Annotated in this window: 23 protein-coding genes, 2 tRNA genes and 1 other RNA gene; 14 read left to right on the top strand and 12 right to left on the bottom strand. The window is 73.5% G+C overall.

The window, feature by feature from the left end; translation table 11 throughout:
- Position 1: 1 nt before the first annotated feature.
- Positions 2–448 (top strand): 50S ribosomal protein L9, encoded by a 447-nt coding sequence (gene rplI / locus EIO00_RS05870; protein WP_140175953.1) that lies wholly within the window; start codon positions 2–4, stop codon positions 446–448.
- Positions 449–942: 494 nt separating this feature from the next.
- Positions 943–1,710 (top strand): peptidoglycan recognition protein family protein, encoded by a 768-nt coding sequence (locus tag EIO00_RS05865; protein ID WP_140175951.1) that lies wholly within the window; start codon positions 943–945, stop codon positions 1,708–1,710.
- 640 nt (positions 1,711–2,350) lie between these two features.
- Here EIO00_RS05865 and EIO00_RS05860 read toward each other — a convergent pair.
- Positions 2,351–2,539 carry a hypothetical protein gene (locus tag EIO00_RS05860; RefSeq protein WP_140175949.1) on the bottom strand — a complete coding sequence of 63 codons (189 nt, stop codon included), beginning with the start codon at positions 2,537–2,539 and terminating at the stop codon, positions 2,351–2,353.
- 203 nt (positions 2,540–2,742) lie between these two features.
- The gene (locus EIO00_RS05855) at positions 2,743–4,059 is read right to left on the bottom strand and encodes an MATE family efflux transporter (protein WP_140175947.1); all 1,317 of its coding nucleotides are present in this window, start codon (positions 4,057–4,059) and stop codon (positions 2,743–2,745) included.
- 551 nt (positions 4,060–4,610) lie between these two features.
- On the opposite strand from EIO00_RS05855, the gene dnaB reads away from it, so the two are divergent.
- Both dnaB and dnaN read left to right on the top strand, forming a co-directional pair.
- On the top strand, positions 4,611–5,963 hold the full coding sequence (gene dnaB / locus EIO00_RS05850) for a replicative DNA helicase (RefSeq protein WP_241661147.1): 1,353 nt from the start codon (positions 4,611–4,613) through the stop codon (positions 5,961–5,963).
- A 142-nt stretch (positions 5,964–6,105) separates the two neighbouring features.
- Positions 6,106–7,221, top strand: a complete 1,116-nt coding sequence (dnaN, locus tag EIO00_RS05845; RefSeq protein ID WP_140175943.1) for a DNA polymerase III subunit beta — start codon at positions 6,106–6,108, stop codon at positions 7,219–7,221.
- A gap of 161 nt (positions 7,222–7,382) precedes the next feature.
- Here the strand turns inward: dnaN and EIO00_RS05840 are convergent.
- The 5 genes from EIO00_RS05840 to EIO00_RS05820 all read right to left on the bottom strand — a co-directional run bounded on the left by EIO00_RS05840 (position 7,383) and on the right by EIO00_RS05820 (position 10,048).
- Positions 7,383–7,469, bottom strand: a tRNA-Ser gene (locus EIO00_RS05840).
- Between the two features lie 197 nt (positions 7,470–7,666).
- A complete protein-coding gene (tadA, locus tag EIO00_RS05835; RefSeq protein WP_241661146.1) occupies positions 7,667–8,164 on the bottom strand; it encodes a tRNA adenosine(34) deaminase TadA in 498 nt (165 codons plus the stop codon).
- Complete coding sequence (locus EIO00_RS05830; RefSeq protein WP_140175941.1) at positions 8,157–8,594, bottom strand: tRNA adenosine deaminase-associated protein; 438 nt, start codon at positions 8,592–8,594, stop codon at positions 8,157–8,159. The genes tadA and EIO00_RS05830 overlap by 8 nt, the downstream gene beginning before the upstream one ends.
- 20 nt (positions 8,595–8,614) lie before the next feature.
- Positions 8,615–9,100 (bottom strand): tRNA adenosine deaminase-associated protein, encoded by a 486-nt coding sequence (locus EIO00_RS05825; protein ID WP_140175939.1) that lies wholly within the window; start codon positions 9,098–9,100, stop codon positions 8,615–8,617.
- A 765-nt stretch (positions 9,101–9,865) separates the two neighbouring features.
- Complete coding sequence (locus tag EIO00_RS05820) at positions 9,866–10,048, bottom strand: hypothetical protein (RefSeq protein ID WP_140175937.1); 183 nt, start codon at positions 10,046–10,048, stop codon at positions 9,866–9,868.
- Positions 10,049–10,118: 70 nt separating this feature from the next.
- Between EIO00_RS05820 and upp the strand changes: the two genes are divergently transcribed.
- The 6 genes from upp to EIO00_RS05790 all read left to right on the top strand — a co-directional run bounded on the left by upp (position 10,119) and on the right by EIO00_RS05790 (position 16,489).
- Positions 10,119–10,757 (top strand): uracil phosphoribosyltransferase, encoded by a 639-nt coding sequence (gene upp / locus EIO00_RS05815; protein WP_140175935.1) that lies wholly within the window; start codon positions 10,119–10,121, stop codon positions 10,755–10,757.
- 213 nt (positions 10,758–10,970) lie between these two features.
- Positions 10,971–11,240, top strand: coding sequence for a hypothetical protein (locus EIO00_RS05810; RefSeq protein ID WP_140175933.1), 270 nt, complete (start codon positions 10,971–10,973; stop codon positions 11,238–11,240).
- Between the two features lie 217 nt (positions 11,241–11,457).
- A complete protein-coding gene (locus EIO00_RS05805) occupies positions 11,458–11,982 on the top strand; it encodes a PH domain-containing protein (protein ID WP_140175931.1) in 525 nt (174 codons plus the stop codon).
- Positions 11,983–12,221: 239 nt separating this feature from the next.
- Positions 12,222–13,649 (top strand): helix-turn-helix domain-containing protein, encoded by a 1,428-nt coding sequence (locus EIO00_RS05800; protein WP_140175929.1) that lies wholly within the window; start codon positions 12,222–12,224, stop codon positions 13,647–13,649.
- A 763-nt stretch (positions 13,650–14,412) separates the two neighbouring features.
- The gene (locus tag EIO00_RS05795; protein WP_140175927.1) at positions 14,413–15,096 is read left to right on the top strand and encodes a FadR/GntR family transcriptional regulator; all 684 of its coding nucleotides are present in this window, start codon (positions 14,413–14,415) and stop codon (positions 15,094–15,096) included.
- 79 nt (positions 15,097–15,175) lie between these two features.
- Positions 15,176–16,489: a CynX/NimT family MFS transporter gene (locus tag EIO00_RS05790; protein WP_140175925.1), complete on the top strand. Its 1,314-nt coding sequence runs from the start codon at positions 15,176–15,178 to the stop codon at positions 16,487–16,489.
- A 39-nt stretch (positions 16,490–16,528) separates the two neighbouring features.
- Here EIO00_RS05790 and EIO00_RS05785 read toward each other — a convergent pair whose 3' ends face one another.
- On the bottom strand, positions 16,529–17,470 hold the full coding sequence (locus tag EIO00_RS05785; RefSeq protein WP_140175923.1) for an EamA family transporter: 942 nt from the start codon (positions 17,468–17,470) through the stop codon (positions 16,529–16,531).
- Positions 17,471–17,483: 13 nt separating this feature from the next.
- The gene (locus EIO00_RS05780; RefSeq protein WP_140175921.1) at positions 17,484–18,158 is read right to left on the bottom strand and encodes a B3/B4 domain-containing protein; all 675 of its coding nucleotides are present in this window, start codon (positions 18,156–18,158) and stop codon (positions 17,484–17,486) included.
- Positions 18,159–18,289: 131 nt separating this feature from the next.
- On the opposite strand from EIO00_RS05780, the gene EIO00_RS05775 reads away from it, so the two are divergent.
- Positions 18,290–18,856 (top strand): helix-turn-helix domain-containing protein, encoded by a 567-nt coding sequence (locus EIO00_RS05775; RefSeq protein WP_140175919.1) that lies wholly within the window; start codon positions 18,290–18,292, stop codon positions 18,854–18,856.
- A 440-nt stretch (positions 18,857–19,296) separates the two neighbouring features.
- Positions 19,297–20,355 (top strand): beta propeller repeat protein, encoded by a 1,059-nt coding sequence (locus EIO00_RS05770; protein ID WP_140175917.1) that lies wholly within the window; start codon positions 19,297–19,299, stop codon positions 20,353–20,355.
- 244 nt (positions 20,356–20,599) lie between these two features.
- Here the strand turns inward: EIO00_RS05770 and EIO00_RS05765 are convergent, their stop codons facing one another.
- The 3 genes from EIO00_RS05765 to EIO00_RS05755 form a co-directional block, all read right to left on the bottom strand.
- A complete protein-coding gene (locus tag EIO00_RS05765) occupies positions 20,600–20,899 on the bottom strand; it encodes a type II toxin-antitoxin system VapB family antitoxin (RefSeq protein ID WP_140175915.1) in 300 nt (99 codons plus the stop codon).
- A 369-nt stretch (positions 20,900–21,268) separates the two neighbouring features.
- Positions 21,269–21,353: transfer RNA gene (locus EIO00_RS05760), tRNA-Ser, on the bottom strand.
- 10 nt (positions 21,354–21,363) lie between these two features.
- The gene (locus EIO00_RS05755) at positions 21,364–21,738 is read right to left on the bottom strand and encodes a DUF952 domain-containing protein (RefSeq protein WP_241661145.1); all 375 of its coding nucleotides are present in this window, start codon (positions 21,736–21,738) and stop codon (positions 21,364–21,366) included.
- A 136-nt stretch (positions 21,739–21,874) separates the two neighbouring features.
- Between EIO00_RS05755 and ffs the strand changes: the two genes are divergently transcribed.
- Positions 21,875–21,970: signal recognition particle sRNA small type (gene ffs, locus EIO00_RS05750), an RNA gene on the top strand.
- 21 nt (positions 21,971–21,991) lie between these two features.
- Positions 21,992–23,398: DNA polymerase III subunit gamma and tau (locus EIO00_RS05745; protein ID WP_140175913.1), on the top strand; the 1,407-nt coding region annotated here is incomplete at its 3' end.

Below are 23,398 nucleotides of genomic sequence, written 5' to 3'. Positions count from 1 at the left end.
GGTGAAGCTCATTCTCAAGCAGGAGGTCTCCGGTCTCGGCGAGCCGGGCGACGTGGTCGAGGTCAAGGACGGCTACGGCCGCAACTACCTGGTCCCGCGGGGTCTGGCGATCCGCTGGACCCCGGGCGCCCAGCGCGAGGTCGATGCGATCAAGAAGGCCCGCGCCGCCCGTGAGATCGCCACTCTGGAGCAGGCCCAGGAGATCGCCGAGCAGCTGGCCGGTCTCAAGGTGACGCTGCGGACCCGCGCCGGCAAGGGCGGTCGGCTGTTCGGTTCGGTGACCGCCGCCGACGTCGCCGCCGCCGTCAAGGACGCCGGCGGTCCGGAGCTCGACAAGCGGCGCATCGAGATCCGCAACCCCATCAAGATGGTCGGCGCCCACGAGGTCACCGTCCGGCTGCACCCGGAGGTCAACGCCACCATCAAGCTCAACGTGGCCGCTCTCTGAGAGACGGTCCGCCATCCGGCGGAACGGGCCTGCGGCCCGCCCGCCGTTGCCATATCGAAGATCGCCGAGCGGCCGGGACCCTCCCAGGCGACACCGGGCGTCGTGCACGCGCGCACCCCCGACGTCTCCTGGACGGTCCCGGCCGTTTCTTCGTTCTTTTCCCGGTCCGGCTCGGAGTCCTCCGGCCCTCGGCCTCGGGCGTCTTCCGGGTCCGGTTCCGGGTGTTTTCCAGTCCAGGTCCCTCACGCCTCTTCCGCCCCGGTTTCGGGCGTTCGGCGACCGTTTCGGGCGTCGGTCGGGCACGGCCGCGAGAAGCGGCCGGAGCGGTTTTCCGACGGTTCAATGAAGCGTCATGACCGGCTCAATGCGGCGGGGCGGTTCGTTGCGGTGCGGGCAATGTGGAGTGCGATCTGCGTAAGGGCGGCCCATGCGCTTGGGCGTTCGTGTCCTGCTGGTTAGCGTCCGTGGTCGAGCAAGCGGCTGAAGGGAGGCCGATGACCGGTCGCAGGGGACACGAGATCAGCCGCCGGGTGCTGCTCGGCGGGACGGCGGGCGCGGGGCTCATGGCGACCTTCCCGCCGCGGGCCGAGGGCGTCACGGTGGCGCAGGACCGGGGAGGTGACCGGCTGCAGATCCACACTCGGAAGGCCTGGAAGGCCAGACCTCCCCGGCGGCCGGCTCAGGTCCTCGACCGGGCTCCCGATCGGATCATCATCCACCACACCGCGACGCCGAACACCAAGGACTTCTCCAAGGAGCAGGCCTATCGCCTCTCCCGGATCATCCAGCGTTTCCATATGGAGGAGCTGGGCTGGGACGACATCGGCGAGCAGCTCACCATCAGCCGCGGCGGTTATGTGATGGAGGGGCGCAACCGTTCGCTGGCCGCCATCCGGGCGCGCCGGCATGTGATGGGCGCCCAGCTGCTCGGTCACAATCACCACACCATCGGCATCGAGAACGAGGGCACCTATTCCAAGGACCCCGTTCCCGCCCAGTTGTGGTCCTCGCTGGTGGACACCTGTGTGTGGCTGTGCGACGTGTACGACCTCAACCCCTCCCAGGCCATCCGGGCCCATCGCGATTTCGGCGAGACCGATTGTCCCGGCGACGCCCTCTACGGCCGGCTGCCGGAGCTGCGCGAGGAGGTCGCCCACCGTCTGCACCGCAAGGGCGGACGCGTCTCCCCGCTCGCCCTGCATCCCGCTGACGCCTCATCCGTTCGGCCGTTGATCCCGCCGCCGCGCGGCGGCGGGTCCTGACCGGCCCGAGCCCGGCCGCCGGCGGGGCCGGCACGCCCGCGTGCCGGAGAGGCGCCCGCGGGATGAGAGCGGGCCGCTCGATGCGCCCTCCCATCCCTCCTCCCGCCCCTTGACCGGAGGCCGTTCAAGGAGGCGCGGCGTCGGCTGGTGGGCCTCGCCGAAGAGGCCGGGGCGCGCCGTGCGCGGGCCGGTGTGGCTTGCGGGAAGGACCAGGGCGCGCCGTGCGGGAGGGCGGCGCGGCTCGTGAAGAGTCCACGACGCGCTGTAGGCGAGGTCGGCTGGAAAGGCCGACGTGGCGCACCGAAGGCCGGCCCGCCTCAGCAGAGGCCTCGGCAGGGGAGGCCGGCGAAGGTCCCGCCGGTCGGGACGCCGGCCGTGGCGCGTCGAGGCGACCGGCGGCCGTGTGCGATCGACGGTCGTATGCGTGATCGGTTGACCATGTGCGACCGGCGGCCGTGCGTGCGCGCGGTGATCGGGCGCGTGGCCGGGAGCCGTGCGGCGGTCTGTGGTCCGGCGCGTCTTGAGGGCGAGGGCCCCGCGGAAAGACGGGCGCGGCCCGGGATGCGGTCGAGGCGTCGCGTGAGCGGAGAAGGAGCGCGGGAAGGGACGCGCCGGGCCCGGACGGGCCCGGCGGGGCGTGTCAGCAGTGGGGAGTGGTGTAGCGGGTGCGGCGGCGGGCGATCTCGGGGTCGATGCCCTCGACCAGGGACCAGATCCCCGCCACTCGTTCCACCAGCGTCTCCGGAGGCAGGCCGACCAGACCCTCGGCGGCCAGGTCGTCGATCGCCTGGGACAGACGGGCCAGTCGCTCACCCTTGGTTGAACACATGTTCGAAAGGGTAGCGGAATCGGCGGCTCGTTCGAGCATACTTTCGAAAAATCGTCGTCGGGGTGTCCCCATGACCGTGCACGCACCAGCCGGTCCGCCGACCGGCCACGGCCGGACCTGCGTGGGGTCCGTGGGGTCAGTCGCGCACGCGGTCAGCGCCGTCGGATCAGGGCGTCCACCCCGCCTGCGTGGGATCCGTGGGGTCAGTCGCGCACCGCACCGGTCACCAGCCAGGCGTCCCCTCGGGCGCGCAGGCTCAAGGTGATCAGCCGGGTGAGCATCCACAGCCCGATCGCCAGCCAGAGTCCCACCAGCCCGGCGTCCAGCCGGTGCACCAGCAGCGCGGCGGGCAGGAACACCGCCGTGGCGATCAGCGTGGTGGCCGCCAGGTAGCGCATGTCGCCCGCCCCGATCAGCACCCCGTCCAGCACGAACACCACCCCGGCGATCGGCTGCTGCAGGGCCACCAGCACCAGCGCGGTCAGCAGGAGCTCGTGCACACCGGGATCGGAGGTGAACAGGGCGGGCACCCAGGGGCGCGCCGCCAGCAGCCCGACCGCGAAGACCATGCCGCCCAGCAGGCCCCACTCCACCATCCGGCGGGTGGCGGCCCGGGCGCCGGGGGCGTCGCCGGCGCCCAGATAGCGCCCGGTGATGGCCTGTCCGGCGATCGCGATGGCGTCGTGGGCGAACGCCAGCAGCGTCCACACCTGGAAGCTGACGGGGTAGGCGGCGGTCTCCGCGGTGCCCATCCGCGCGGCGACGGCGGTCCCCACGATCAGGACCAGGCGCAGCGCGAGCGTGCGGATCAGCAGATGCACGCCCGCGGTCGCCGCCGCCCGCAGCCCGGACCGCGACGGGCGCACCGGGGCGCCGTGGCGGCGGGCGGCGCGCAGCACGATGGCCACGTACACGGCCGCGCCGGCGTTCTGCGCGATCACCGTCCCCCAGGCCGACCCGGCGATGCCCCAGCCGAGCGCCAGCACGAACACGGCGTTGAGGATCAGGTTGAGGCCGAAGGAGCCCACCGAGGTCACCAGCGGCGTCCGGGCGTCCTGCAACCCGCGCAGCACCCCGGTGCCGGCCAGGACGACGAGCATGCCGGGGATGCCGAACAGGCTGATCCGCAGGTAGGTCTCCGCATGGGGGGCGACCGCGGCGTTCGCGCCGAAGAGCTCGACGATGCGCGGCACCAGCGGCAGGGCGACCGTGATCAGCGCGGCGCCCAGGGCCAGCGCCAGCCACATGCCGTCGATGCCCTGCCGGACCGCCGCCCGCAGGTTGCCCGCGCCCACCTGCCGGGCGACGGCCGCGGTGGTCCCGTACGCCAGGAACACGAACAGGTAGACCCCGGTGGCCAGCGCCTGCCCGGCGACGCCGAGCCCGCCCAGCGGCTCGGTGCCCAGCCGCCCGACGATCGCGCTGTCCGCCAGCAGGAACAGCGGCTCGGCCACCAGCGCCCCGAACGCCGGCACCGCCAGCCGCAGGATCTCCCGGTCGTGCGGGTGCCGGAGCGGCATGCGCCGCGCCCGCCCCCGGTCGCCGGCGGGCGGAGGGTCCTCGCCGGGGGGCGCGTCGCCGGCCGGGGGGCGGGCGGGCGTGCGGGGGTGCGGCCGCGCCTCGGCCGCTCGGGCCCGGCCGGATCCGTCTCGCCGCAGGAGGGCGCACAGCCGCTGGAGAACGTGTGCTGAAGGGGGCATGTCGGGAGCCCAACCCTACCAGTGCTGTAATGAGCGTCTTTTTTTGACATACCTTACAGAGCCCCGGGTGCGGACGCCGGCGAGTTTTTTCTTCGACCACAGCACGTGGATGACGTATTCGCAGGTCAGAAAGGGTGAGCTGACAAAACGGACGGAGTTGTCCCCAAGGTTGTCCACAGGTCGTGCACACACCGCTCGGCGTGTATGCACAAGTCATCCACAGCAGTGTCCACAGGTGCTTTTGCGTCCCGTGAGACGGGCTCGGAGAATGTCGTACCCACCGGTTAGACAGGTGCCTCCTGGGCCGGTGCGGCGCCCGCTCCAGGGGGGGGCGGCGGGTGCGCACGGGAGCGATGAGACGGGGTGGTTCCGTGAGCGTGACCGAACTCGGGTCGCCCGAGCGGGAGTTCGAACGGACGCCGCCGCACGACCTCACCGCGGAACAGTCGGTGCTCGGCGGCATGCTGCTGTCGCCCAACGCCATCGCCGAAGTGGTGGAGGTGCTCAAGTCCTCGGACTTCTACCGGCCCGCCCACCAGATCCTCTACGACACGATCCTGGACCTGTACGGGCGGGGCGAGCCGGCCGACGCCGTCACCGTGGTGGCCGAGCTCACCAAGCGCGGCGAGATCAACCGGGTGGGCGGCGCCTCCTACCTGCACACCCTGATGGCCACCGTTCCCACCGCCGCCAACGCCGCCTACTACGCCAAGATCGTGCGGGAGCGCGCGGTGCTGCGGCGGCTGGTGGAGGTCGGCACCCGCATCGTCCAGCTCGGCTACTCCTCCGACGGCGCCGACGCCGACGAGGTGCTCGACCGCGCCCAGGCCGAGGTCTTCGCCATCGCCGAGAAGCGCACCGGCGAGGACTACGCTCCGCTGAGCGAGATCATGCCGGACACCCTCGACGAGATCGAGGCGATCGGCAGCCGCGGCGGCCAGATGGTCGGCGTCCCCACCGGCTTCGCCGACCTGGACGCGCTGACCAACGGCCTGCACCCCGGCCAGATGATCATCATCGCCGCCCGTCCCGCCATCGGGAAGTCCACCCTGGCGCTGGACTTCGCCCGGGCCGCGGCGATCAAGCACGGGCTGACCACGGTGTTCTTCAGCCTGGAGATGGGCCGCAACGAGATCACCATGCGGCTGCTGTCGGCGGAGGCCCGGGTCGCGCTGCACGCCATGCGCTCGGGCACCATGCAGGACGAGGACTGGACCCGGCTGGCCCGCCGGATGAGCGAGGTGGCCGAGGCGCCGCTGTTCATCGACGACTCCCCGAACATGTCGATGATGGAGATCCGCGCCAAGTGCCGCCGGCTCAAGCAGCAGCACGACCTGCGCCTGGTCATCGTCGACTACCTGCAGCTGATGACCTCCAACAAGCGGGTGGAGAGCCGGCAGGTGGAGGTCTCGGAGTTCTCCCGCTCGCTGAAGCTGCTGGCCAAGGAGCTGGGCGTGCCGGTCATCGCGCTGTCCCAGCTCAACCGGAGTCCCGAGCAGCGGACCGACAAGAGGCCCATGGTGTCGGACCTGCGCGAGTCCGGATCGATCGAGCAGGACGCCGACGTGGTCATCCTGCTGCACCGCGAGGACGCCTACGAGAAGGAGTCCCCCCGCGCCGGAGAGGCGGACCTGATCGTCGCCAAGCACCGCAACGGCCCCACCGCCACGGTCACCGTCGCCTTCCAGGGCCACTACAGCCGCTTCGTCGACATGGCCCAGTGACGACGGCCCGGTGACCTCCGGCGCCGGACGCCGCCTCGCCTGCCATGGACGGGGAGACGGCGCCGAGTGTGGCCGGTTTTGTGTCGGTGGCGGCGGTTATCGTCCTCGGTGTCGGTATTCGCCTACGACACGGCGGGGCAGCGTGAGGTTCCAGGCAGAGCATCAGGCCCTCGAGGACGCCGTGGGCTGGGCGGCACGCGTCCTGCCGACCCGGCCCGTGCTGCCGGCGCTGGCGGGACTGCTCATCGACGCGGCCGAGGGGAACGTGACGCTGACCGGCTTCGACTACGAGGTCTCGGCCCGGGCGAGGGTGGAGGCGACGGTGAGCGAGCCCGGCCGGACCCTGGTCCCCGGCCGGCTGCTGGCCGAGATCGTGCGGAGCCTGCCCGACCGGCCGGTCGAGGTCGCCGTCGAAGGGGCCGAGACGGTGGTGCGGTGCGGCGGCGCCGAGTTCGGCCTGCAGACGATGCCCGCCGAGGACCACCCCAGGATTCCCGAGCCGCCCGCCGCCGCGGGGACCGTCCCCGGCGAGGCGTTCGGCGCCGCCGTCGGCCGGGCGGTGGTGGCGGCCGGCCGCGACGACACCCTGCCCATGCTGACCGGCGTCCGGCTCGACATCGCGGGCGAGACCATCACCCTGGCCTGCACCGACCGCTACCGGCTCACCTGCTGTGAACTGGCCTGGTCACCGGCCCGCCCGGACTTCTCCGCCGCCGCGCTCGTCCCCGCCCGGACCCTGGCGGAGGCGGCCGGGGTCCTGCGCACCGCCGCCGAGGTCGAGCTGTCGCTGAGCGACACCCTGCTGGGCCTGTCCGGCGCCGGCCGCACCCTCACCACCCGCCTGCTGGACGACCGGTTCGTCGACTACCGTTCCCGGCTGACCGGCCGGTGGACCACTCGCGCCGAGATCCCCACCGCCCCCCTCCTCGAGGCCGTCGAACGCGTCGCCCTGGTCGCCGACCGCAACGTCCCCGTCCGCCTGACCCTCTCCGGCGATCACGTCCGCGTCCACGCCGCCACCGGGGACGCCGCCCGTGCCAGCGAGACCCTCCCCGCCGAACTCCACGGCGAGGAGATCGACCTCGGCTTCAACCCCCGCTTCCTGCTGGACGGCCTCTCCGGCATCGCCGCCGCCGCCACCCGGCTGCACTGCACCGGCCCCGCCAAGGCCGTCCTCTTCACCCCCGCCGACGAGGACGCCTCGAACGCCCGGCAGGCCTACCGCTATCTGCTGATGCCCATCCGCCTGGCGGCCTGAGCACCCGACCGGCCCCGCCCGGACGGTACCGAGGACACCCGCCCTGGACGGCGCCCGGACGACGCCGGGGACCAGCGGACGAGGGACGCCGAGAACGGTGGACGGGACTCGCCCGGCAGCACAAGGCCCCTGACCCGTTTCCGGATCAGGGGCCCGACGAGCGGTGGTGGTGGGATTTGAACCCACGGATGAGTTGCCCCATCACACGCTTTCGAGGCGTGCGCCCTCGGCCACTAGGCGACACCACCGCCCGGAAGCCTACCCGAATCTGGGGCGAGCGTTGAACTCGAATTCATCCCCCGGCCCGCGGCCCCGGAGACCGGGCCCCGCCGGCGTTCCGGCGACCGGGCGGCCCGCCGGAGGGCGAAGGCCCGCGCCGCGGCGGGCGGGCGGCGGCGCGGCGAGAGCGCGGACCGGCCCCGGACGGGACGCCGCGCCGGAGGGTTCACGAGACGCGGCGCCGGGCGAAGAAGTCGGTCAGCACGGCGCCGCACTCCTCGGCGAGGACCTCGGCGAGGACCTCGGGCCGGTGGTTGAGCCTGCGGTCGCGGACCACGTCCCACAGCGAACCGACGGCGCCCGCCTTGGGATCGACCGCGCCGTACACGATGCGGTCCACGCGGGCCAGCACGCTCGCGCCCGCGCACATCGTGCAGGGTTCCAAGGTCACCACCAGGGTGCAGCCGGTCAGCCGCCATTCGCCCAGCCGGGCCGCGGCCCGGCGCAGGGCGATGATCTCGGCGTGGGCGGTGGGGTCGCCGGTGCGTTCGCGTTCGTTGCGGCCGGCGCCGATGACCTCCCCGGCCCGGTCGAGCACGACGGCGCCGACCGGGACGTCGCCGCTCTCCAGGGCCAGTTCGGCCTCTGCGAGGGCGCGGCGCATCGCGGGCGCGTACTCGACCTCGGGAGGGACCTCGCCGGTCGGGGGCGCGGGGTCAGCCATGGAGGTCGTCGTACTCCTCACTGAAACCGGCCTGCTCGGCGATCTCCAGCAGGGCGTCCCCGGGCAGCACCCGTTCGCCCAGCTCGGCCAGCTGGTCGGCGCTCACCCCGAAGTCGTCCAGCAGATGCGGGTCGCCGCCGGGAGCCCCGTCGGGGACGTCCCCCAGGAGCTGGTGGAGCAGCCCGCCCAGCCCTTCGTCGCGGACCGTCGAGACATAGGCCCGAGGTTCGCTCTCACCGTCGAGCCGGACGATGCCGAACCACTCGTCGTCCTCCTCCACCAGCAGCAGCACGGTGTCCGCGATGGACTCGACGGCGACCTCCCGCATCAGATCGGTCAGGTCGTCGACGACCTCGGCCTCGTCCAGCGTGGCCTCGGCGCCGACCCATCCCTGCGGGGTCCGCGCGAAGGCCGCGGCGAAGTACGACACCAACTCATTGTGAACCAGGACTACCCGATGGTGTCGAGCGCCCGCTCGAAAGGCTGACCGAAGCCGAGCCGTTCGGCGATGCTCAGCAGCATCTCGTCCGGATACAGGTCAAGATCACCGGAGATCGCGCCCAGCTCCATCTCGTCCAGCCCCAGGTCCGCGAAGATCGACATGTCGCCGACCGGCAGCACCTGGTCCAGCTCCTCGTCCTCGGGCACCGGGATGTCCAGATGTTCCAGGACCTGGCGGGCCAACGGCCAGTCCACCGAGGCGGTCACATCGGACAGGAACACCATCACCTCATCGCCGAGCACCCGGATGGCCACGAAGAAGTCGTCGCCGACCGCGACCAGACCGATGGTGCCGCCGATGCTGGGCTGCTGGCGGAGGGCGTGGATCAGCCCGCCCAGGTCCCGAGTGAGCGCGACCGGGAGCACCTCGGCCTCCCAGCAGTCGTCCTCGCGGTACACCACGACGGCGAAGTCCGTCGCGTCAAGATCCGTCATCTTCACCCCACCGGCGCGATACCTGCCTGGGCATGGTCGCAGATGCCGAACGCGCGCGCGTGCGCACCCGGGAAACTCGGCGGCCCGTGCTGCCGGAGGCGGGCCGCCCCCGCTTTCCGCCCGTCGCCGACCGCAGCCCGATCGACCTGCGCGTTCGCTGTGGACGACATCTCCCTCTCAGCGCCGGAACGACCGAAGTCCTCATCTGATCACATTGTGCGTCCGTCCTCTCGCGAGGGCACTGAAGGGCGGGACCCGCGTCGCCGCGATCGCGCCCCGGCCTCGGAGAGGGCCCCGGCGCGGCCGCATGCCGCGGTGCGGACGAACCCGTGCGCGGGGGCGGAGGGGGCGAGAGGACGCCGAGGCGGAAGGCGGGGAGGGGAGCGAAGAAGGCCGACGAGGGGGGAGGATGACGGAGCGGGAGAGCGCGGGGCCGGGCCCCGAGAACCGGCCGGGCGGACCGCATGGCCCGTGCGGCGCGCATGAACCGTGCAGGCCGTGGGGTCGTGCGGCGGGCGGTCCGAACGTGCAGAGCGGATCGGGCGGTGCGGATCGGGCCGGGCGGGCGACCGGGCGGGCCGCAGTGATCGAGCAGGCCGCGGGGGCCGGGCGGGGCGGCCTCCGGGCGAGGGGCGGCGGGCGCCCATGAGCGCTCGGAACGCTCCTTTGAAGGCGCCGGGCGGCGGGACAAGGAGCACAAGGCGACCCCGCCATGGGGCGGAGCGGCCCATGGCTCATCGGGAGGGTCCGCGCGCCGGGGCGCGGTCAGTGCAGGCGGAAGGTGCGACTGCGCAACACGGCGTGGATGCGGGCGCGGCGGGAACGATGCGGGGTGACACGGCGCCGCAGCTCCCGGGCCTCGGCCAGCTCGCGCAAGAAGATGGCGCGCTTGCGCAGCCGCTCCCGGACCTCCTCGGGGGTCGGTTCTCCGTTGCGCTCGGTGCTCATTGCATGGTCATTCCCCGAACGGCGCCGTCCATGCCCGAGGCCGTTCGCACGGTGGGCTACCGTGATCTGCATGGAGACCCTGGCCGTCGACCACCCGCTGGTCGCACACAAGTTGACGGTGCTGCGGGACGCGCGCACCGACTCGCCGACCTTTCGCCGGCTGGCCGACGAACTCGTCACACTGCTCGCTTACGAGGCTACCCGCGACGTCCGGGTCGCGGAAACGACCGTGCAGACCCCCCTGGCCGAGGCGCAGGGCGTTCAGCTGGCCAGCCCCAAGCCGCTGGTGGTCCCCATTCTGCGCGCCGGGCTGGGCATGCTGGACGGGATGACCCGGCTGCTGCCCACGGCCGAGGTCGGGTTCCTCGGCATGGTGCGCGACGAGGGCACCCTGCTGGCCGAGACGTACGCCACCCGGCTGCCGGAGGATCTGTCCGGACGGCAGTGCTATGTGCTGGACCCGATGCTGGCGACCGGCGGGACGCTGGCCGCGGCCATCGAGCTGCTGCTGGAGCGGGGCGCGACCGATGTGACGGCGATCTGCCTGCTGGCGGCCCCGGAGGGGCTCAAGCACATGGAGGAGAAGTTCGCCGGTGCGAGCGCGCCGATCAGGGTGGTCACCGCCGCCGTTGACGCGCAGTTGGACGAGAACGGCTTCATCGTGCCCGGACTGGGGGACGCCGGAGACCGGCTCTACGGGGTGGTCTGACCCGGAGGCGCGGCCTATGGGCGGTCCTTGACCGTTCGCCGACCCTTCGCGTCCGGTACGCCGCTTGGCGCCCTTGCGTCGTTACACGCCTGAGATGTTCGTTGGGCGACCACGGTGGGTAATAGGTCGCTACGGAACGTTGATTGTCGTTCCTCTCCGCCGCCCGGCCGACGGGGGGACCGGGTGGGCGTGAGCGAGGCGCGAGGATGCGGCATGCCTTACCACGAGGACAGCAACCTGTCCGGGTACCGCGAGGTCGGCGAACGGCTGGCCAAGGAGTTCGCCGGGGTCCACGACACCGCGACGGTCACCCGGTGCGTGGCCGCCGCTCGGCACGGTGCTCAGGACGTCACCGGATCGGCCCCGCCTGACCTGGTCGAACGCATCGCCCGCAAACATCTTCAAGTGCTGGCGACGGTGGCCGCCGAACAGCGCGCACGGCTGCGCGCCGCCCGGGCGGCCGCACCGGACCGCACCGCCTGACCGGCCGGGCCCGCCGAGCGGGCGGGCGCCGTCCCGCGACTCCTTTGCCGACGGTCGCCGCGGGTGTAAGACTGGCCTGGGGTTCGTGGGTCACCCTGCTCCGGGAGGCAGTCGTGTCCGTTGACAAGTGCGCCACGAGGGCCGCTGCGCCCCGTGGGGATCTGGGGAGGCCGCGGCGGCCGTCGCGGCGGGACGCGCGCCGGCGTACGGGTGCGGCATGAGGCTCGTCGCCCCCGGCGATTCCGCGCCCGCCTCGGTCAACAAGTACCTGCTGCCGCACGAGAGCCAGGTCATCACCGTCCGCCGGCACCCGGCGGTGCTGATGATGCCGGTGGGCCTGGTGCTGGGCGGGCTGATCGTGGCCGCGGTGCTGACCAACTGGGTCGGCGCGGCGGACCGGCCGATGAACTGGATCTGGTGGGGCTGGCTGCTGCTGCTGGGCTGGTTCGTGTGGCGGGTGGCCGAGTGGTCGGTGGACTACTTCGTGATCACCAACCAGCGGATGATCCTGACCACCGGGCTGATCACCCGCAAGGTCGGCATGATGCCGCTGGCCAAGGTCACCGACATGAGCTTCGAGCGGTCGATCATGGGCCGGCTGCTGGGCTACGGCTCGTTCGTGCTGGAGTCGGCCGGTCAGGAACAGGCCCTGCGCACGGTGGACTACCTGCCCTATCCCGAACAGCTGTACCTCGAGGTCTGCGAGATGATCTTCCCCAACAAGGAGGACTCCGACGACTGACCCGCCGGCTCAGGCGATCCGGACCGGCGCGGGCGGGCCCTCGTCGGCGAGGCTTCGTCGCGGTCGCCCGGCCCATGCCCCCCTGGCGAGGACGCCCGGAGGTGACAGGGAGGTCGCGAAATGACACTGATCGGCAATCTCGGCCGCATTGCTTGGGTTACTCTCGAGGTACACGAACCTGCGACATGCAATCATGTCGGCGCCCCTCCCGCCTGATTACTTCCGATAAGTGAGTCCACATGCCGGGTCCAGGCAACGTCGGTGAACGTGTTCGCAACCTGCGGCTGGCCAGACGCATGTCGCAGGCACAGCTCGCCGGCCATGATCTCTCCGACAGCTACATCTCGCTGATCGAATCGGGGAAACGCACCCCCACGCCGGCGGTGCTGCGGCTGCTGGCCGAACGTCTCGGCTGCACCGCCGAATACCTCGCCGAGGGCATCGAGCCCGAGCAGCGCGCCCATCTGGAGGTCCGGGAACGCTACGCCCGCCTGGCGCTGCGCACCGGTGACGCCGCCGCCGCGCTGGCCGGCTTCGATGAGGTGATCTCCGGCAGCGACGATCCGGGGCTGACCCTGCGCGCCCGCTGGGGCCGCGCCCGCGCCCTGGAGGCGCTGGGTCGCTTCGAGACGGCGATCGGCGTGTTCGAGGAGATGCGCGAGCACGCCGAACGCGACTCCGGCCGTTCCAGCGCCCTGCCCGCCCTGGTCGCCCTGGCCCGCTGCTACCGGGCGGTCGGCGATCTGGGCCAGGGCATCGCGCTGGCCGAGCGCGTCCTGGCCCGGCTGCGCGACCTGGAGCTGAACGCCGGCGAGGAGCACACCGAGGCCGCCCGGGTGCTGCTGCTGGCCTATGTCGACCGCGCCGAATTGGACCGTGCCCACGAGCTGGGCCGGAGGGTGCTGAGCGTCCGCGCGCCCAGCGCCGCCGAGCTCGCCGCCGCCTACCACCGGGCCAGCGGCCGGGCGCTGGAGCAGGGCGCCGTCGGCGACGCGCTCTACCTGGCCGACCAGGCGCTGGCCGCCCGCGACGAGACCGCCTGCCTGCGCGCCCAGGCCCGGCTGCACCTGGCCGCCGCCCGTGCGCTGCTGCGCGGCGTCCGGCCGTTCGGGGACGCCCCCCATCCGGCGGCCGAGGCGATGGGCCTGCTCAGCGGCGCCGCCGTGAACCTGGACGGCGCCGAGGCGGTGGAGTGCGCCATCGAGACCGCCCGGGCGCTGGTGCTGCTGGGCGAGCCGGCGCGCGCCATCGAGACGGTGGAGCGGGAGCCGGCCCTGGCCGAGGCCGTCGGCCAGCACGGCAACGGCCGTGCGGAGGACCCCGGCCCCGACGCCGCGCCTCAGTTCGACGTCCGGTCTCTGCAGGTGGTGCAGGCGCGGCTGATCATCGCCCGTGCCCATCTGGCGATGGGCGCACGCGACACCGCCGTCACCGTCCTGCAGGGCACCTTCGCCGCCCTGGACCGTCTCGGCGGGCGGGCTCCCGCCCGCCCCGTCGCCCATCTGCTGCGCGAGCTGGGCGAGCTGTTCGAGTCCGCCGGGGACCCGGCCGGCGCCACCACCGCCTACCGCCGGGCGCTGCAGGTCGTCGGCCTGCAGCCGTCCTTTCGCTCCGCCTCCTTCGACTCCCCGGTGACCTCCGACGCCACCCTCCCCACGGCCCCCTGACCCGCGCCGGGCCGCGGCGCCGGCCGGCGTGCGCGTTCCGGGCGTTCCCCGGGGGGCGCCCGTCGGTCACCGACGGGAGCGCGGCTCGCCTTCCTGACGGGGCGCCCTTCCTGGGGCGGGGCGGACCCGCCGGCCCGGGCCGGCGGGAGGCGGCCGGCGGTGCGGGTCGGCCGCGGGGCGCCATGCGGCCCGGTACGGGCCCGGATGGCCGATCGGCGTCGCACCGGCGGTGCCCCAGGCCGCCTGCGCGTTCCGATCGCGTTCCCGACGCGCTCGAAGGCCGGTCGTGCCACCGGGAGTCGTCCCGGCCGCCGGGAGGCTGCGGATGCGAAGCCCTCACGGCCGGTGGCGCCGTGCGCGGCCGATCGGTCTGCGCGGCGCCCGGTCTGCGCGGCCGCGGCGGTCCCCGTCGGCCGGGCGCGGCGCGAGCGTTCGCCGGGCCGCCGGTCCGGGCGGTGGATCGGGCGGGGGATCGGGCCGATGGATCGGATCGGACCGGGGGGCGCTGCGCACCGGACCGGGAGAGGGCACGCTCCGGTCCGGCGCCTGCGCCGGGCCGTTGGGGGCGCCCGAACGGGGGGCGTTCGCGGCGCTCTCCCGGGGCTGATCTCGACCTGGCGGGGATCGCCGCTCCCGCGGTCTTCCGCGGCTGAGGCGATCCTCACGTTCGTGACGAATCGGAGAACTCCGGCATTTAGCCTAACATTGAAACATCGGATGTTTGGATGACCGGGTCCGACCCGTCGAGCATGGAGGGTTTTGAGTGACGCTGCGCACGGCCCGCCGTTCATCGCTGGTCGATCAGGTGATCGATCAGCTCAAGGGTGAGATCGCCACGGGGGCGTGGGCCGTGGGGACGAAGATCCCGCCCGAGCCGGTGCTCTCGGAGATGCTCGGGGTCGGACGCAACACCGTCCGCGAGGCGGTGCGGGCGCTGACGCACGCCGGGCTGCTGGAGTGCCGGCAGGGGGACGGCACCTATGTGCGGGCCACCAGCGAGCTGTCGGGGGTGATGCGGCGGCGGCTGCGGGCCGCGGAGCTGCTGGAGATCCTCGAGGTCCGACGCGGACTGGAGGTCGAGGCGGCCCGGCTGGCGGCGATGCGGCGCACCGAGGCGGACGTAACGGCGATCCGGCGGGCGCTGCAACGGTGCGAAGAGCGACGGGCGGCGGGGGACCGGGCCGGATTCGTCGAAGCCGACCTGGACTTCCACACCGCGGTCGTGGAGGCCACCCACAACCGGGTGCTGATGGACCTGTACGGGGACTTCAGGGACGCCCTGCGCGCCGCGATCACCACGGCGGCGGACCTGCTCGACCACGCCCAGGTCCCGCACCGGCCCATCGCCGACGCCGTGGCCTCGGGCGACGCCGAGGCGGCGGGACGGGCCACCCAGTCCTGTCTGGAGGCGGTGATCCGCTCCATCACCGGGCCGCTCCCCGACTGACCCCGGTCGCCCCGGCCGATCGGCCTCCCTTCCCCTGTCCCGACCCTGCCCGTGTCGCATCCCGTGACGGAAGACGTTCATGAACTCTGCAACCCCTGGCATCACTCGTCGCACCGCCGTATGGACCGCCGTGGGACTGGTGCTGCTGGCGTTCAACCTCCGTGCGGCGATCAGCGGGGTCGCGCCCCTGCTGGATGAGCTGCAGCACCGGCTGAACCTGCCGAGCACGGCGATGGGCGCGTTGACGACGCTGCCGGTGCTGTGCCTGGGCGTGTTCGCGGCGGTGGCGCCGGTGCTGGCCCGGCGGCTGGGCACCGAGACCACGCTCGTCGGGGCGCTGGCGCTGATCGCCGGCGGCATCGCGATGCGGACGCTGCCGGGGCCCGACGGGCTCGCCGCCCTGCTGCTGTTCGCGGGCACGGTCCTGGCGGGGGCGGGCATCGCGCTGAGCAACGTGCTCATGCCGTACGTGATCAAAAACGTCTTCCCCGCCCGGGTGGGGCTGTTCACGGGCCTGACGATGATGCTGATGTCGACCGGCGCGGCCCTGGCGTCCGGTCTGGCCGTGCCGCTGGAGGAGCGGGGCGGCTGGCGCTTCTCCCTGGCGGTCTGGGCGTTCCCCGCGCTGCTGGGCGTGCTGGTGTGGATCCCCCTGGCCCTGCGCGCCCGCTCGGCGCCGCGCAGCGGCGCCTCGTCGGAGCACGGCGCGGGCCGGGCCGAGCGGACGGGCGGCTCGCCGCTGCGCAGCCGGCTGGCCTGGTCGGTGACGCTGTTCCTGGGGATGCAGTCGCTGGTGTTCTACGTGCTGATGTCGTGGCTGCCGGCGATCATGCGGGACCACGGGTACTCGGCGGCGACGGCGGGGCTGATGCTCTCGACGGTGATGCTGCTGGGGATCCCGGCCGGACTGGTGATGCCGGTGCTGGCGGCCCGGCGGGCCGACCAGCGTCCGCTGGTGGCCGTGGTGATGGCGCTGTTGATCGGGGGCGTGCTCGGCCTGCTGACGACGCCCCAGGCCGGCTGGGTGTGGACGATCGTGCTGGGCGTGGCCACCGGATGCGCCTTCCCGCTGGCCTTCACGCTGATCACGTTGCGGTCGGCGACCCCGCTGTGGGCGGCGCGGCTGTCGGGGATGGCGCAGACCGCCGGGTATCTGCTGGCGGCGGCGGGCCCGTTCCTGATCGGGGCGCTGCACGAGGCGTCCGGGTCGTGGAGCGCACCGCTGCTGGTGCTGCTGATCTGGCTGGTGCCGGAGACCTTCTTCGCCTGGCACGCCGCCCGCCCCGGGGCCGTGGGGAGCGCCGAGCGGATGTCCGCCGAAGAGGTGGGCGCCCCCGCGGCGCGACGCGCCGCCGACCCGCGGCGGGCCGCCGCCGCGCCCCCGGCCCGCTGACCCGGCGCCTTTGCCGCGTCCACCGACCGGAGGAGGCGGTCAGCCGACGGTGACGAGGGTCACCCCGGTGGCGGCCAGGGCCAGGCCGACGCGCTGCACGGTGCGCAGGCGCTCGCTGTAGACGAGCCTGGCCAGCAGCACGGTGACGGCCGGGTACAGCGAGGTGAGCACGGCGGCCAGGCTGAGCAGCCCCTGTCGGGCGGCCAGGTAGTACAGCGCGTTCGCCAGGCCGTCGAGCACCCCCGAGCATGCGGCCAGCAGGAGGGGGACGCCGGTCAGCCCGAGCAGCGTCGGCCCGGGCCCGGCGGCGCGCCGCTCGGTCGATCGCTCGGCCGGCCCTGCGGGCGACAGGGCGGGCCGGCGGGCGAGGCGGAGGGCGAGCAGCGCGGCGCCGACCACCAGGAGGTTGCCCAGCCGCGCCGTCGCGACCGGCCACAGGCTGCCGGTGTCGCCGGCCTCGTGCAGCAGGATGAAGAACGCCCCGAACGCCGCTCCGGAGAACGCGGCCATGGCGGGACCGCTGGAGACCGCCCTCCGCAGCCGGGAGCCGGAGCGGCGGACGGGATCGGCGGGCCCGGGCTCCTCCATGCTGACCAGGCCGATGGCGAGGACGCAGAGCACGACGCCGAGGAGGACCATGCCGTCCAGGCGCTCGCCGCGCAGGGTGCCCAGGGCGACCGGCAGGACGGCGGCGGTGAGGGCGGAGACGGGCGCCACCACGCTCATCGGGCCCTGGGCCAGCGCCCGGTAGAAGGCGATCAGTCCCGCCCCGCCGGCCAGGCCGGAGGCCGCGCCCCAGGCCAGACCGGCCCCGGTGGGGGCGCCGCCGACCAGCAGGGCCGCCGCCGTCAGGCACACCAGCCCCGCCGGAACGCTGATCAGGAGGACCCGCAGCACGGCGGCGCGGCGGGAGGCGGCGCCGCCCATGAAGTCGGCGACGCCGTAGGCCAGGGCGGCGCCCAGCGCGAGCGCCGTCACCATGGGAGGACTCCGCTCATGACCGGGCCGGTCCGATCAAGCGGGTGCGGATCCGCACCTGCGGGGAGATCTCCCGCAGCAGGCCGGCGAGCGCGTCGGCGGCCTCCTGCAGGCGCTCCAGCGGGTAGGGCTCCAGGCGTTCCAGCAGGAAGAGCGCGTCGCCGGTGGACTCGGTGATGCGGGTGCGCACGCACTGCCGCCAGTTCCAGCGGCGGCAGGTGACGCCCGCGTCGTCGCGCCACACCACCTCGCCGGCGTCGGGGTGCTCGGTGACCTGCTCGCCGCCGGCGACGGTGTCGAACGGCTCATCGCCCCGGGCGCGCACCAGACGGGCCGTCCCTCGGTAGGCGGCGAGATCCTCCCCGCCGATGGGCAGCACGTATTCCACGCTGACGGCGTTGTAGGCGTCCACGACGCGGTTGATCGCGGGCAGCCGGTCGGCCCTGCGCAGCAGCGCGTCGACGGACGGGCGGGTACGCTGCGGCTTGGCGCCGAACGCGCGGTAGGCCTCGCGCCAGGCGAGGACGTGCGGGTCGTCGGCGGCGACGGCGTTGCCGCCCGCCTTCTCCAGCCAGCCTCGGGACAGGTCGTCGCTGGGGCCGTTGCGCAGCCCCTCGGCCGTCACGGCCAGGACGGCGAAGTCGGGACGCAGCTCGTGGACGGCGTCCTCGACCCGGATCTCGGCGAGCATCGCAGGCTCCTCGGCAGAAGATGATTCGGTCATCATAATGACATCCGTGGTCTATTAAACCGACCGACGGGAGCGCCCGGCCCCCGACGCCCTACCGTGTCGTGCGTGGACCGGCGCGCAAGGAGCATGCGATGAGCGACCAGACGGCGGCGATCGGCGAGGCCGTGGCGCGGACCGTGCGGTCACTGCGAGCCGCGCACGGATGGAGCCTGGACCAGCTGGCGGGCCGGGCCGGGGTCAGCAAGGGCGTCCTGGTCGCCCTGGAACAGGGCCGCGGCAACCCCAACCTCGGCACCCTCATCCGGATCTCCGAGGCCCTCGGCGTGCCGTTGACCCGCCTGGTTCAGGTCGACGAGGAGCCGGCGGTACGGGTCTTCCCCCCGGAGCGCCAGGTCGTCCTCTGGCGAGGCCCCGAGGGCGGCACCGGCACCCTCCTGGCCGGCAGCGAGGCCCGCCCCTCGGTCGAACTGTGGCACTGGCGGCTCCACCCCGGCGAACCCCGCCACAGCGACCCGCACAGCCCCGGCACCCGCGAGATCGCCTACGTCCACGAGGGGACCCTCACCGTGGTCGTGGACGGCCGCTCCTCCCAGGTCCCCGCCGGCAGCGCCGCGGTGTTCGCCGGCGACCGTCCCCACTCCTACCTCAACGAGGGCGCACGGATCTGCCGCTTCACCCTCACCGTGCTGGACCTGTGAGCCCGCCCCGCCCGGGCCGCGCCCGGGGCCGCCGCCCACGCGACGGGCGCGGCCTGAGGGAACTCCCTGCGGTCGGGCCCCGTGCGATTCAGGCCCCGTGCGGTCGAGGACGAAGGGGGACGAAGGCGGGATGAGGGCGAGGGCGGCGGCGAGGCGAAGGCAGGGGCGAAGGGCCGCATCGCCGGCGGCGGTCGCCGCCCGAGCGGAACTCCCCGTGCGACCAGGGGCGAAGGGCTAAGCTGACGCGGGGCGCGCGGGAGCCGCTTGAGCCGCCTCCGGCCGGGAACGAGCCCCAGGCGCACGTTCATCAGACCATCTGAAGCCGCTTATCGGGAGCCCTGTCGCGATCGATGACCTTCCTCGACGATTCCCCCTCCTTCCCCGGCCGGCGGCCGGAGGCGAACGGAGCCGGTCCCGCCGGCGGAGTCGAGGGCGTCGCGATGCTCCTGACCGATGACGCGACCGCGCATCCGTCGCCGTGGCGTCCGCTGGACCCGTTCCCCATGCCGCCCCCGCACCTGCTGACCGGGGTGGCCGCCACGGCCCCCGACGACGTGTGGGCGGTCGGCCAGGCCCACGGCCGTCCGCTGGCGGCGCACTGGGACGGCGAGACGTGGTCGGTGCCGCCCGGACCCGCCCCGTCCGCCGCCGCCATCGGCGCGGGACTGGAGGGGGTCGCCGCCGGCCCGACGGACGGCCCCGGCGGCCCCGCCGCGACGGTGATCGCGGTGGGCGGCGCCTATGACCGGCTGCTGGGCACCGAGGTCCCCCTGATCCGCCAGTGGAACGGCGCCGCCTGGGAGGAGGCGGCGGCTCCCGCCCTGCCCGGCGGGCCGGACACCGCCCGGGATTATGTGCTGACCGATGTGGCGATGGTGGGGCCGGCCGAGGCGTGGGCGGTGGGACACGGCTTCGGACCCCGGGCCCCGCTGATCGCCCTGCGCTGGCGCGACGGCCGCTGGCGCATGGTCGACGGGCCGTCCGGCGTGCACCGGGGCAAGCTCCTGGCGGTGTGCGGAACGTCGCCCCGGGACGTGTGGGCGGTGGGCGCCGCCGGCCGGGAAGGGCTGATCGCCCACTTCGACGGCACCGCATGGCGGAGGGTCCCCGCCCCGGCGACCCGCTTCCCGCTCACCGACGTGACGGCGACCGCCCCCGACGACGCCTGGTGCGCCGGCGGCGACAGCCTCCTGCACTGGGACGGGCGCACCTGGGCCCCGGTCGAGGTCCCCGTCGAGTCGGTCAACACGGTGACCGCCTTCTCCTCCGCCGACGTGTGGGTGGGCGGCGCCCGAGGCGACCTGGCCCACTACGACGGCCGCCGCTGGAGGAGGGTCCCCGCCCCCGAACGGCTGCGCGACGCCACCGTCTGGCGCGCCTCCACAGCGACGGACGCCCGCCGGGGCGGGCCTGCGGTGTGGATGGTCGGCTCCCGGCGTTTCGGCGCGGCCACGGCCTCCGCCGGCAAGGGCGTCACCGCCCGGCACGGCGAACCCTGATCGCCTCTGATCGCGGCGCGGGGTCGCGGCAGGCGGGCGGCGGCGCCGTCGAGTGCGCGGCGGCGGGCGGTCGGCGAGCGTGCGGCGAGCGATCGGCGACCCTGCGGCGGCGGACGGCGAATGGTCGTCGATCCTGCGGCGGCGGGCGGCGGGTGAGCGTGCGGCGGCGGGCGGCCGTGCGATGGGGATGGAACGGGGCGGAGAAAAGAGGAGCCGGCGGGACGCGGCGGAGGGGAAGGCCCGGTCAGCGGGCGTCGAGGTCGAGGACGCGGGCGTGGAGGACGGACCGCTGGTGCAGGGCGGCGCGCAGGGCGCGGTGCAGGCCGTCCTCCAGGTACAGCTCGCCCTTCCAGTGCACGACGTGCGGGAACAGATCGCCGTAGAAGGTCGAGTCGTGGCTGAGCAGCGACTGCAGATCCAGCTCCCGCTTGGTGGTGATCAACTGGTCGAGGCGGACCTGGCGGGGCGGAATCTCCGCCCAGTCCCGCGACCCGAGTCCATGATCCGGGTAGGGACGCCCTTCGCCGACTGCCTTGAAGATCACCCCATCGAGTCTACGGCGTCCCGGCAGACCGGAGAAAACGCCGGAACGAGCCCTGACCTGGGTGATCTTGCTTCGTCACCGTGGTCACAAGGGTCACCGGAGTCGCAAACGCCCCATCCTCCGGCCTTCCGCGGAGAGGCGGCCCGTCGCCGGCGGGCGTCCTCCACGCCCCACTGAACAGTACATTGTGGTGCAAATCACCTTCTCTGTTCCCGGTGAGGTCCGCTCAGTCCGCGGTGGGGCGAGGGGGAGAGCCCGCCGTGGCCGCCGCGCGCACGGGCGTGCACGAGCGTGCACGGACCGGCCCCGCACATGAGTGAGGCCGGTGCGCTCGAGCGCACCGGCCTCACCATGCCTGTTCAGGCGCTGCGGAGGATGCGAGATTCGAACTCGCGAGGCGTTGCCACCAACACGCTTTCCAAGCGTGCGCCCTAGGCCACTAGGCGAATCCTCCGCTGCAAATCCTACCGGGTTTTCGGCACGGACCTGACATCAATAACCGACTCCACCGGCACCGCCCCGTACACGTGCGGGAACAGCTCCCCCTCGGCCGGCTCGTACCGCACGTCCAGACCGGCCGGATCGATCACCAACAGCACCAGATCCTCGGGAGGGACGTCCCGGTAGAACCTCTCCAACACCCCGGCGACCTGCTCCCCGCTCGCCGCGCAGTGGACGAACCCCACCTCCGCCAGCGTCCGCCCGCGCGTCGACATCGCATAGGGCCGCCCGGCCGCCCGGGCCGCCTCCCAGTCCGAGCGGCGGGCCACATGGAAGATCGCGCCCATGAGGCCCGCAGCGTACTCCTTGCGCCCCTCGTGCCCCGTGCGCCCCCGCATTCTTGACCTCGCCGGGGGCGTACCGGCGGCGAGGACGGGGCATGCCGGGAGGACACCACCGGGCGGACGACGGGCGGACGACGAAGGTGTGGACGGCGAACGTGCCCAGGCAGGCGGCGGATGCCATAGACTCGGAGACGGCCCCTCGCACGGCGTCACCCTGTGAACCTCCCCAGGGCCGGAAGGCAGCAAGGATAAGCAGGCTCTGGCGGGTGTGCGGGGGGTCCTTTCGCACTCACCGGACGGACCCCCAATGAGTCTGGCTCTGTACCGCAAGTACCGGCCAGCGACATTCGCCGAGCTCAAGGGGCAAGAGCACGTCGCCGAACCCCTGCAGCAGGCACTGCGCAACGGCCGGATCAACCACGCGTACCTGTTCAGCGGGCCGCGGGGCTGTGGCAAGACCTCCAGCGCCCGGATCCTGGCCAGGTCGCTGAACTGCGAACAGGGGCCCACTCCCGACCCGTGCGGCAAGTGCGAATCCTGTGTGGCCCTCGGCCCCGGCGGCAGCGGGCACATCGACGTGATCGAGATCGACGCCGCCTCGCACGGCGGCATCGACGACGCCCGCGACCTGCGAGAACGGGCCTTCTTCGCGCCGGTCTCGGCGCGCTACAAGGTCTACATCATCGACGAGGCGCACATGGTCACCACCGGTGGCTTCAACGCGCTGCTCAAACTCGTCGAAGAACCCCCGCCGCACCTGAAGTTCGTCTTCGCGACCACCGAGCCCGACAAGGTCATCGGCACCATCCGGTCGCGCACCCACCACTACCCGTTCCGCCTGGTGCCGCCCGGCACCCTGCGGGAACTGGTGGAGGAGATCCTCCAGAAGGAGAACGTCCCCTACGAGCCCGCCGCCCTCCCGCTGGTGGTGCGGGCCGGGGCGGGATCGGCCCGGGACACGTTGTCGATCCTGGACCAGCTGCTGGCCGGTGCCGACGAGTCCGGCATCACCTACGCGCGGGCGGTGTCGCTGCTGGGCTACACCGACTCGGCCCTGCTGAACGAGGTGGTGGACGCGTTCGCCGCCCGCGACGGAGCCGCGGTGTTCGCCGCCGTCGACCGGGTGATCGAAAGCGGCCAGGACCCCCGGCGGTTCGCCACCGACCTGCTGGAACGGCTCCGCGACCTGGTGATCTTGGCGAACGTCCCGGACGCGGGCTCCTCCGGCCTGCTGGACGTTCCCCCCGATGAGCTGGAACGCATGCGCCGCCAGGCGTCCGAGATGGGCGCCGCGGAGCTGTCCCGAGCCGCCGACCTGCTGCACCGCGGGCTGACGGAGATGCGCGGCGCCACCTCGCCCCGGCTGATGCTGGAGCTGATCTGCGCCCGCATCCTGCTCCCGGCCGCCTACCAGGACGAGGCGTCGTTGATGGCCCGGCTGGAGCGGCTGGAACGCCGGATCACGACGGGCGGCACGGAACCGCTCGCGGCCCCGCTGGCCCTGTCGGCGCCGCCGGCGCCGGCGACCCCGGCGACCCCGGTGACGCCGCAGAGCGACCCCGCGCCCGCGCCCGCCGCCGCGCCCGCGACCGGCGCGGCACAGCAGGGGAATCCCGCCCCTTCGGTCCCCGCCGCACCGCCCGCACCCGCCCCATGGCCCGAGACGGCCCGGAGCGGCGCCGCCGCGCAGGAACGGCAGCGCCCCGCCGCCCGG

Origin of the sequence: Thermomonospora catenispora (assembly GCF_006363815.1) — a bacterium.
In the GTDB taxonomy this organism is placed as follows: Bacteria; Actinomycetota; Actinomycetes; order Streptosporangiales; family Streptosporangiaceae; genus Thermomonospora; species Thermomonospora catenispora.
This window is presented reverse-complemented; position numbering and strand designations above follow the sequence as displayed.

Excerpts from the sequence above, each read along its gene's own strand:
- EIO00_RS05865 (WP_140175951.1), top strand. The coding sequence starts at position 943 with ATGACCGGTCGCAGGGGACACGAGATCAGCCGCCGGGTGCTGCTCGGC.
- EIO00_RS05860 (WP_140175949.1), bottom strand. The coding sequence starts at position 2,539 with ATGTGTTCAACCAAGGGTGAGCGACTGGCCCGTCTGTCCCAGGCGATC.
- EIO00_RS05855 (WP_140175947.1), bottom strand. The coding sequence starts at position 4,059 with ATGCCGCTCCGGCACCCGCACGACCGGGAGATCCTGCGGCTGGCGGTG.
- tadA (WP_241661146.1), bottom strand. The coding sequence starts at position 8,164 with ATGGCTGACCCCGCGCCCCCGACCGGCGAGGTCCCTCCCGAGGTCGAG.
- EIO00_RS05825 (WP_140175939.1), bottom strand. The coding sequence starts at position 9,100 with ATGACGGATCTTGACGCGACGGACTTCGCCGTCGTGGTGTACCGCGAG.
- EIO00_RS05820 (WP_140175937.1), bottom strand. The coding sequence starts at position 10,048 with ATGAGCACCGAGCGCAACGGAGAACCGACCCCCGAGGAGGTCCGGGAG.
- upp (WP_140175935.1), top strand. The coding sequence starts at position 10,119 with ATGGAGACCCTGGCCGTCGACCACCCGCTGGTCGCACACAAGTTGACG.
- EIO00_RS05810 (WP_140175933.1), top strand. The coding sequence starts at position 10,971 with ATGCCTTACCACGAGGACAGCAACCTGTCCGGGTACCGCGAGGTCGGC.
- EIO00_RS05805 (WP_140175931.1), top strand. The coding sequence starts at position 11,458 with ATGAGGCTCGTCGCCCCCGGCGATTCCGCGCCCGCCTCGGTCAACAAG.
- EIO00_RS05800 (WP_140175929.1), top strand. The coding sequence starts at position 12,222 with ATGCCGGGTCCAGGCAACGTCGGTGAACGTGTTCGCAACCTGCGGCTG.
- EIO00_RS05790 (WP_140175925.1), top strand. The coding sequence starts at position 15,176 with ATGAACTCTGCAACCCCTGGCATCACTCGTCGCACCGCCGTATGGACC.
- EIO00_RS05785 (WP_140175923.1), bottom strand. The coding sequence starts at position 17,470 with ATGGTGACGGCGCTCGCGCTGGGCGCCGCCCTGGCCTACGGCGTCGCC.
- EIO00_RS05780 (WP_140175921.1), bottom strand. The coding sequence starts at position 18,158 with ATGCTCGCCGAGATCCGGGTCGAGGACGCCGTCCACGAGCTGCGTCCC.
- EIO00_RS05775 (WP_140175919.1), top strand. The coding sequence starts at position 18,290 with ATGAGCGACCAGACGGCGGCGATCGGCGAGGCCGTGGCGCGGACCGTG.
- EIO00_RS05770 (WP_140175917.1), top strand. The coding sequence starts at position 19,297 with ATGCTCCTGACCGATGACGCGACCGCGCATCCGTCGCCGTGGCGTCCG.
- EIO00_RS05755 (WP_241661145.1), bottom strand. The coding sequence starts at position 21,738 with ATGCGGGGGCGCACGGGGCACGAGGGGCGCAAGGAGTACGCTGCGGGC.